The organism is Protofrankia sp. CiT1 (assembly GCF_917627335.1).
Lineage (GTDB): Bacteria > Actinomycetota > Actinomycetes > Frankiales > Frankiaceae > Protofrankia.
Genome location: NZ_CAKJTP010000057.1, coordinates 19,648 through 27,360, shown reverse-complemented (window position 1 = coordinate 27,360; position 7,713 = coordinate 19,648). Strand labels below are relative to the sequence as shown.

Below are 7,713 nucleotides of genomic sequence, written 5' to 3'. Positions count from 1 at the left end.
CCGACAGCCCCGCCGGCACCGGCCCGCCGGCACCGCTCCCGGCGGCACCGGCTGACTCCTCGAAGGCCGTGAGATCATGAGCTCGGACACCGCCGACGTCATCGAGCAACACGCGGCCACCCCGACGCGGACCGGGCAGCCACTGTTCGGCCAGGGCCTGTTCGGCGAACACCTGACCGACGCGGCGGACGGGATCCGGGCGGTCCTGACCGACGTCGTGCGTCCGTGGGCGCACGAGGCCGAACGAGCGGGGCGCTTTCCCCGGCAGGTCCTCGCGGGCCTGGCGGCGGCGGGCGTCATCGCGCGGCGCTGGCCGGCCGGCTGCGACGGCGACACGGGCTGGGGCGCGCTGCTCGCCATCGAGAGCGGCCGGCTCGGTTTCGCCGGGCTCAGCGTCGGCATCAGCCTTCAGGTGGAGACCGTCGCGAGCATCCTGCACCGCTACGGGCGCACCGAGCTGCTGCGCGGGTATCTCGACGGGGTCCGGGACGGCAGGCTCGTCGGCTGTCTGGGCGCGAGCGAGGCCGGCGGCGGCTCGGACCTCATGAGCGTCAGCACCACCGCGACGAGGATCCTGGACGGCTGGCAGGTGCGCGGGGAGAAGAAGTTCCTCTCTCTCGGCCGGGTGGCCGACTTCGCCCTGCTGCTCTGCCGCATGGACGGTGACGGGGCCGGGGGACTGGGTGTTGTCGCCGTGCCGGCGGCCGCGCTGACCGTACGCAAACGGCTGGTGAAGACCGGCACACAGTCGCTCGACACCACCTGGATGGATGTCGCCTGCACGGTTGGTGAGGACGCCGTTGTCGCCCGGCCTGGGCTGGGGCTGCTGGCGGTGACCTACGGGCTGACCTATGAGCGGCTGTCCGTGGCCGGGCAGGTCGTCGGCTGCTGCGAGTACGCGATCGACCTTGCCGTCTCCCATCTGCACAACCGCCGGCAGTTCGGCCGCCCGCTGTTCGAGTGCCAGGCGCTGCGCATCCGGATCGCGGAGCTGGCATCCCGGCTCACGGTCCTGCGGCACGCGGTGCTCGCGATGGCCGCGGGGCTGTTCGCGCCGGGCGGTCCCGGTGTCCGCGAGGTCGCCGCGCTCAAGGTCACCGCGGCCCGGTTCGCGGAGGAGTGCACGAGCGAGTGCATGCATGTCTTCGGCGGCGCCGGCTATCTCGAGGACGAGACGCCGCTCAGCCGGATGTGGCGGGACTCGCGCCTTGCCCGCATCGGCGGCGGCACGGACGAGATGATGTGGGAGCTCGTCGCGGGCGGCCTCGGCGGTGACGGCGAGACCTATCGCGCGGCGGTGAGCCTCCGGTGATCCGGCTGCTCGTGGCGGGCATGTCCGGCCAGCTCGGCCATGGCCTGGCCAGCGTCCTCGCTGATGCCGCTGATGCCGCTGATGCCACTGATGCCACTGATGCCACTGATGCCACTGATGCCACTGATGCCACTGGCCTGGTCCGGCTCACGCGCGTCGTTGCCCGCGCGCACCCGGCCGGTCGCGGCCCGGCCGGCGGTGCTCCTGTCGGCGGTAGCCCCGACCGCGGCGGGCGGGTGGTACCGGGCGATGTCCGCCAGCCCGGCTGGGGCCTCGATGCCGGCGCTCTCGCCGATCTGTCCGACGTCGGCGTGGTGGTGAATCTTGCCGCCGAGACGAACTGGGCAGCTGCCCAGCAGGCGCTTTTCACCGCGAACACGGTCGGCGCCGTCGAGGGGCTGAACCTCGCTCGCCGGCTCCAGGAGGCGCACGGCCGGCGGGTGGCCTACATCTACGCGTCCACCGTCTACGTCGCGGGCGGCCGGCTCGGTGTCGTGCCCGAAACACCACTGGGGCCATGCCGGCACCGGACCGTCTACGAGGAGAGCAAGTGGCTCGGCGAGCAGGCGCTCGTGGAGCAGTGGCGGCCAGGCGACCCACCGGTACTGATCGCGCGGTTCGCCGCGCTTGTCGGCGACTCCGTCACCGGTACCACCCGACGCCGCAACTCGCTCTACCTGCTCGCCGCGCGCTGGGAGGAGCTGCCGCTGCGGATGCTTCCCGCCATGCGCGACGCGCGGGTGGACGCCCTTCCCCGCGATGTGGCGGCCCGCGCGCTGCTCGCCGCCGCCCGGCGTATCGTGGCCGGCGGTACCGGCGCGTACGACGACGGCCCGGCCGTCGTGCACGTCGCGGGCGGACAGAGCGCGCCGACGCTGCGGGCGTTGCTGGAACTCGCCCGGTCGCAGGGGCCGCACCGGTTCCGGCACATGCTGCGGCTGGTACCGACATCGGCCGAGAGGATTCTCTGGCTGTCGCAGAATCCCGGCCGCTTCTATCGGCCTGACGAGGCGTGGACGAACTCGCTCACCGGGCTGCGGTACGTGGCGCTCGACCGTGTCTACGAAACAACGCGGCTGCGTTCCCTGCTGCCCGCCACAGATGTTCCCCAGGTCGAACCGGCTTTGCTCGCCCGGATCCTGTTCGGCCTGCCGGCCAGCCCCGTGGCAGCTGAGCTGCCCGGCGATCCCGCAATGGCGAGGTTCGAGTGAAGCTTCTGGTAGTCGGTGGCAGCGGCTATCTCGGCCGCGCTGTGGCGGTGGCCGCTGACCGGGCCGGAGCCCAGACGCTGTCGTTGTCAAGGTCGGGGTACCACCCGGCCGGCCCGGGGGCGGCCGGGACCGGGCTGGTGGGTGACGCCACCCGGCCGGGCTTCGGGCTGTCCGGCGCGGCCCTGGAGGAGGTCCGCGAGGAGGTCACCCATGTGGTGCTCGCCTTCGGCTCGGTGCGCTGGGACTGTCCGCCGAGCGAGGCACTCGCCGTCCACGACACGGGCATGCGCACCGTGCTGGCGAGCCTGCGACAGCTGCGGGCGCTCACCCGGGTCGTCCACGTCTCGTCCCTGTTGGTGCTCGGCCGCGCCGAGGGCCTGGTCGGTAACCGCGAGCTGTTCGTCGGCCAGCGGTTCCGGAACTGGTACGAGTACGGGAAGTACTGCGCTGAACGGCGGGCCCGCGACGCGGGCGATCTCCCAGTCAACATCGTGCGGCTCGGGCCGGTGCTGGGGGCACCTCCGGCGGGGCTTGCCCTCGACACCTCCCACGGCCTGCTGGCGGCGCTGCCGTACCTGCTGACCGGCGGCCCGGTGCACCTGGACCGGCGCGGCCACTACCCCTGCTACGTCAGCGAGGTCGGATCAGCCGCACAGGTGATCATGAATGCGCTCAACGCTCCCTCGACCGGCCAGACCTGGAGCTGGTACGACCCGGATCTCCCGACGCTCGCGCAGGTCTACACCGACCTGTGCGCGGCCTGGGGGCGGATTCCCCGCCTGGTGGACGTGCCCGCGCTGCGGCCCGTGCTCCGCCTGGCCAGCCGCCGCGTCGGAGTGATCCCTGAACTGCTCGACTACAGCCGGCCGTGGTTCGAGCTGGCTCCAGACATCCTGTCCGACCTGCCCGGCGACCGGCCCGTCAGCGGCGGCGACTACGTCACGACGACCGGGCGGCACCTTCGCGACCGGGGCCGCGTCATGGCCGGGGCGATGCGGTGAGCGGCGTCGACACCGACGTCCACCCGTTCTTCCGGTTCTACTCGGCGGGCAACTTCGGCGAGGTCGCGCCACAGCGGCTCTCCCCGATGTCATGGTCCCTCGTGGGCGAGCCGATGGAGCGGGCAACCCGGGTCTTCAGCCGCCGGGTGTGGGGACGGTGCGCCTGGGCGGAGGGAAGCTGCTACGTGTTCGTCGGGTACTTCGGCTGTCGGCCCTACCACAACCTGTCGTCGTACTGCGCGCTCGCCGACAGCATCCCCGGCGTCGAAGCGTCCGATGTCACCGCGGCCTACTTCGAGGACATCGAACCGCCACCGGGCATCGCGGGCGTGACCGTTCCCTGGTGGGCGCGGGCCCGGGCGCCCGGCCGGGTGCTGCTCGAGCTCGCCGGCACCGGCCCCCGGCTGCGGCTGCTGGAAGCCCGTGTCGCCGAGCTCGAGCGCGACGCCCGGCGGACCGCGGGTGGCGGGGCGGACACGGCCGGCATGCTCGCCCTCGTGCTCGAACGAGCCCGTGCGGTGCTGGTCGACGCCTGGTCGGTCCACATCCTGAGCACCGCCGGGCTCGTTCCGGCGCGGGTCGCGCTGCGTCGGGCGCTGCGGCGGCTGGTCCGCCACGGCGACGAGGTCGAGCTGTGGCTGTCGCGCCCGCGCGAGCTGGTCTGGCGGCGTCTGCACGCGGCCGCCCTCGCCGGGCCAGATGGCTCGGGTGACTTCCTCGCGTCGTCGTTCTACGAGGTCGCGGACGGCCACGCGCCCTGGGCCAGCTACGCCGTGCGCCAGCAGGTCGTGACCGGGACGGCCGAGGACCGGGTGGACGTGCTCGATCCCGGTGTCGCCGCGGTGGAGATGCTCGGCGAGCACAACCGTCGGATCGTCACGGCGCTCTCGTCCACCGTCGGCGAGACCATGGCCGCCAGGGAACACAGCAAGTCGCTGGTGATGCGCACCCTGCACGTCTTCCGGCGGGTCCTCCCGCGGTGGGCGGTGGTGCGCGGGGTGCCCGACCACGCCTGGCCATACCTCACCGTGGCGGAGATCTGCGGGACGGGCCGGCTGGACGTGCTCGAACGGCGGTGGGACGACCGGCGCGAGGCGTGCGAGAAGGCGCTGGCCACCGAGATGCCTGAGCACCTCGACCTGCGGGACCCGGCGAGCCCGCGCCCATGGCTCGGCCGCGGCGTACGGCCGGCCAAGGGCGTCTCACCCGGGCGGGCGACCGGCCTGGTGATCCATCCAGACATCTCCGACATCTCCGATATCCCCGCCGAGCCCGTGGTGCTCGCATGTGTCTCGGCCGACGCGGATGTCGCGCCGCTGCTGCCCTTTGTCTCGGCAGTGGTGACCGAACGGGGCAGCGAACTGTCGCATATCGCCATTCTCTCCCGGGAGTACGGGATTCCCTGCGTCGTCGGCCACCAGAGCGCGGCGGCTATTCCCACCGGCACATTCATGACCGTGGACGGAACATCAGGAGAGGTACGGGTTCATGAGCGATAATTCCGCGCCCGACATCATCGGGGCGTTAGCGGCGGAATACAGCCGTATCAAAGGGGTGCGCCGGGACCTGCGTGCGTCCGATCGAATCGTGGAGGACCTGCGTATCGACTCGATCAGCGCGATAGAGATGCTCGTCCGTGTCGAGGAGCTGCTCGGCATCAGCATCGTGGCCGACCCCAGGATCGCGGGTCTGTCGACCATCGGGGACATCCTCGAGCTGGTCGCCGTGATCCGCTCCGGCGCCGGGCCCACGGCCGAGAGAACGGCCTGACATGCCGGGCTTCCCGTCGCTTGCCGAGCGCATCCTGTCCCGGAAGGCGGGCCGTTCCCTGCGGGCCGGCCAGGTCGACGAATTCGAGATCGACCTGGCGCTGACCCACGAGGTGCTCGGACCGCCCACGTTCCGCACCTTCGAGACGCTGGGGGTGCCGCTCTGGAATCCCGACCGGGTGTACGTGACCATCGACCATTTCGTGCCCGCGGCAACGGTCGCGCAGGCGGAGAACAACCGCGCCATCATCGCCGCCGTCCAGCGGCACGGCATCACCCACACCGGTTTCTACGACGGCCCGAGCCATCAGACCCTCGCCGAGAGCGGGCTGGCAGGTCCCGGCGATGTCGTCGTCGGGACCGATTCCCATACCTGCACGGCGGGTGCGCTCGGCAGTTTCGCGACCGGCATCGGCGGTACCGAGATGGCGGGGGTCCTCGCGACCGGGAAGCTGTGGCTGAAGGTGCCGCACGCCATCTCGGTGCGGCTGACGGGGAGCCCACCGACGGGGGTGTCGGCGAAGGACGTCGTCCTGTACCTGCTGCGGGACCTCGGCATGGACGGCGCGACCTACGCCTCGCTGGAGTTCGGCGGTCCGGGCGTGCGGGCCATGCCGATGGACGAGCGCCTCGTGCTCGCGAACATGGCGGTGGAGCTCGGCGCCAAGGTCGGCCTTGTCGAGGTCGACGAGACGACATGGCGCTATGTCGGGCGCGAGCCCGAGCCTGGCCTCGACCTGACCCTGCACGACGGCACTGACTACAGCCGCCGGATCACAGTCGAGCTGTCCGCGCTGGAGCCGCTGTGCGCGGCCCCGCACAGCCCCGCGAACGTCCGGCCGGTCGCGGATGTGGCCGGAGTCGTTATCCAGCAGGCCTACATAGGCTCGTGCACGGGTGGCCGGCTCACCGACTACCGGTCCGCGGCCCAGATCCTGCGCCATCGGCGCGTCGCCAGCTCGGTACGGCTCATCATCACGCCGGCCTCGAAGGTCATCTACCGCGCGATGCTCGCCGAGGGCCTGCTGGAGATCTTCGCGGCGGCCGGCGCGATCGTCGAGCCGCCCGGGTGCGGCCCGTGCGCGGGCCTGCAGGCGGGAGTCCTGGCCGACGGTGAGACGGCGATCACCGCGAGCAGCCGTAACTTCGTCGGCCGGATGGGCAGCGCGGGGGCGAGCATCTACCTGGCGTCGCCGGCAACGGTCGCGGCCAGCGCGACGACTGGCATGATCACTGATCCGCGGGGCCTGTTATCCGCTGACGAGGTGCTCCGGTGAACATCACGGTGTCCGGCCGCCGCTGGCGGCTCGGTGACAACCTCGATACCGACGTCCTGTTCCCCGGCAGCTTCATGACCCTGACCGGCGCGAAGGCCGATGTCGCGCTCAGCGGCCTCGCGATGCTGCTGCCCGAGATCGCCGACGGGTTCCGCCCGGGTGACGCGATCGTCGCGGGCAGCAACTTCGGCTGCGGCTCCAGCCGGGAGTACGCGGCGGCGGCGCTCAAGGATCTCGGCATCAGCGTCATCCTGGCCCGTTCGTTCGCCCGGATCTTCTTCCGCAACGCGCTCAACATCGGGCTGCCGGTCCTGGAGATCGACCGGGTCGACCTGATCCCCGACGAGGGCCCCCTGCTGGTGGACCTCACGGCGGGAACCGTGTCGGGCGCGGACGGGAGCGTGGCCACCGGCACGGTGCTGGACCCGTTCCTGCTGGATCTGCTGCGTGACGGCGGCCTCATGCCGCGGCTGCGCGCCCGGATGGCGTCCCTGGACACAGCAGACGGACGAGGGGAGCACGCGTGACGGACACACGGAGCTCCGGCGGCACCGCCGGGCCGGAAATCGTCGCGGCCGGTGTCGACGGCGCGGCCGGTGTCGACCGGGCGCTGCACGCGCTTGCCGTCATGGGCACGGCGACGCCCCCGCAGTACGTCCAAGCGACGGGCAGGCCAGCCGCTGAGCTGGACGCCTGCGTGGATCGTGGGCTTGCGATGTGCCGGCCGCCCAGCGACCGCTACGGCCTCACCCCAGCCGGCCGGGAACGTCATGCCCGCTGGCTGCCGGTGGCCACCGCTTCGCTGCGTGGGCCGCTGCCGGTTGTCCTCGACGCGTTCCGGCTGGTCAACCGTGACGTCAAGGAACGCTGCACGCGGTGGCAGCTGCGCGATGGCGTGCCCAACCCGCACGACGACGCCGGCTACGACAGCCGGATCATCGAGGAGCTCGCGTCGCTGGCGGTGCGGTGCGCGCAGCTGCTCGCCCCGCTGGCCGTCGTCGAGGAGCGGTTCGCGCGCTACCCGGCGCGGCTCACCGGCGCGCTCGCCCGCGCCCGCGCCGGTGAGGTCCGCGCGGTGACCGGTGTCCTGTGCGGTTCCTTCCATGAGGTGTGGATGGAACTGCATCGTGACCTGCTGCTGTC

General features: G+C 72.0%; 8 protein-coding genes. All 8 read left to right on the top strand.

The genetic code is table 11. The annotated features are described in order from the left end of the window. The first annotated feature begins 76 nt into the window (after positions 1 to 76). Complete coding sequence (locus MJ785_RS11640) at positions 77 to 1,312, top strand: acyl-CoA dehydrogenase family protein (RefSeq protein WP_239346531.1); 1,236 nt, start codon at positions 77 to 79, stop codon at positions 1,310 to 1,312. Continuing rightward, positions 1,309 to 2,523, top strand: a complete 1,215-nt coding sequence (locus tag MJ785_RS11635; protein WP_239380787.1) for an SDR family oxidoreductase — start codon at positions 1,309 to 1,311, stop codon at positions 2,521 to 2,523. The genes MJ785_RS11640 and MJ785_RS11635 overlap by 4 nt, the downstream gene beginning before the upstream one ends. Continuing rightward, on the top strand, positions 2,520 to 3,524 hold the full coding sequence (locus MJ785_RS11630) for an SDR family oxidoreductase (RefSeq protein ID WP_239380785.1): 1,005 nt from the start codon (positions 2,520 to 2,522) through the stop codon (positions 3,522 to 3,524). The genes MJ785_RS11635 and MJ785_RS11630 overlap by 4 nt, the downstream gene beginning before the upstream one ends. Next, a complete protein-coding gene (locus MJ785_RS11625) occupies positions 3,521 to 5,023 on the top strand; it encodes a PEP-utilizing enzyme (RefSeq protein ID WP_239308601.1) in 1,503 nt (500 codons plus the stop codon). Before MJ785_RS11630 ends, MJ785_RS11625 begins: the two co-directional genes overlap by 4 nt. Beyond that, entirely contained in the window at positions 5,013 to 5,294 is a 282-nt protein-coding gene (locus MJ785_RS11620) for an acyl carrier protein (RefSeq protein ID WP_239308600.1), read from the top strand. Before MJ785_RS11625 ends, MJ785_RS11620 begins: the two co-directional genes overlap by 11 nt. Before the next feature lies 1 nt (position 5,295). Next, positions 5,296 to 6,570 (top strand): 3-isopropylmalate dehydratase large subunit, encoded by a 1,275-nt coding sequence (locus MJ785_RS11615; protein WP_239308599.1) that lies wholly within the window; start codon positions 5,296 to 5,298, stop codon positions 6,568 to 6,570. Then, positions 6,567 to 7,097: a 3-isopropylmalate dehydratase gene (locus tag MJ785_RS11610; protein ID WP_239308598.1), complete on the top strand. Its 531-nt coding sequence runs from the start codon at positions 6,567 to 6,569 to the stop codon at positions 7,095 to 7,097. The genes MJ785_RS11615 and MJ785_RS11610 overlap by 4 nt, the downstream gene beginning before the upstream one ends. Beyond that, positions 7,094 to 7,713, top strand: a 620-nt coding sequence (locus MJ785_RS11605) for a hypothetical protein (RefSeq protein WP_239380776.1), incomplete at its 3' end; no start/stop codon positions are given. The genes MJ785_RS11610 and MJ785_RS11605, both read left to right, overlap by 4 nt.

Excerpts from the sequence above, each read along its gene's own strand:
- MJ785_RS11640 (WP_239346531.1), top strand. The coding sequence starts at position 77 with ATGAGCTCGGACACCGCCGACGTCATCGAGCAACACGCGGCCACCCCG.
- MJ785_RS11620 (WP_239308600.1), top strand. The coding sequence starts at position 5,013 with ATGAGCGATAATTCCGCGCCCGACATCATCGGGGCGTTAGCGGCGGAA.
- MJ785_RS11615 (WP_239308599.1), top strand. The coding sequence starts at position 5,296 with ATGCCGGGCTTCCCGTCGCTTGCCGAGCGCATCCTGTCCCGGAAGGCG.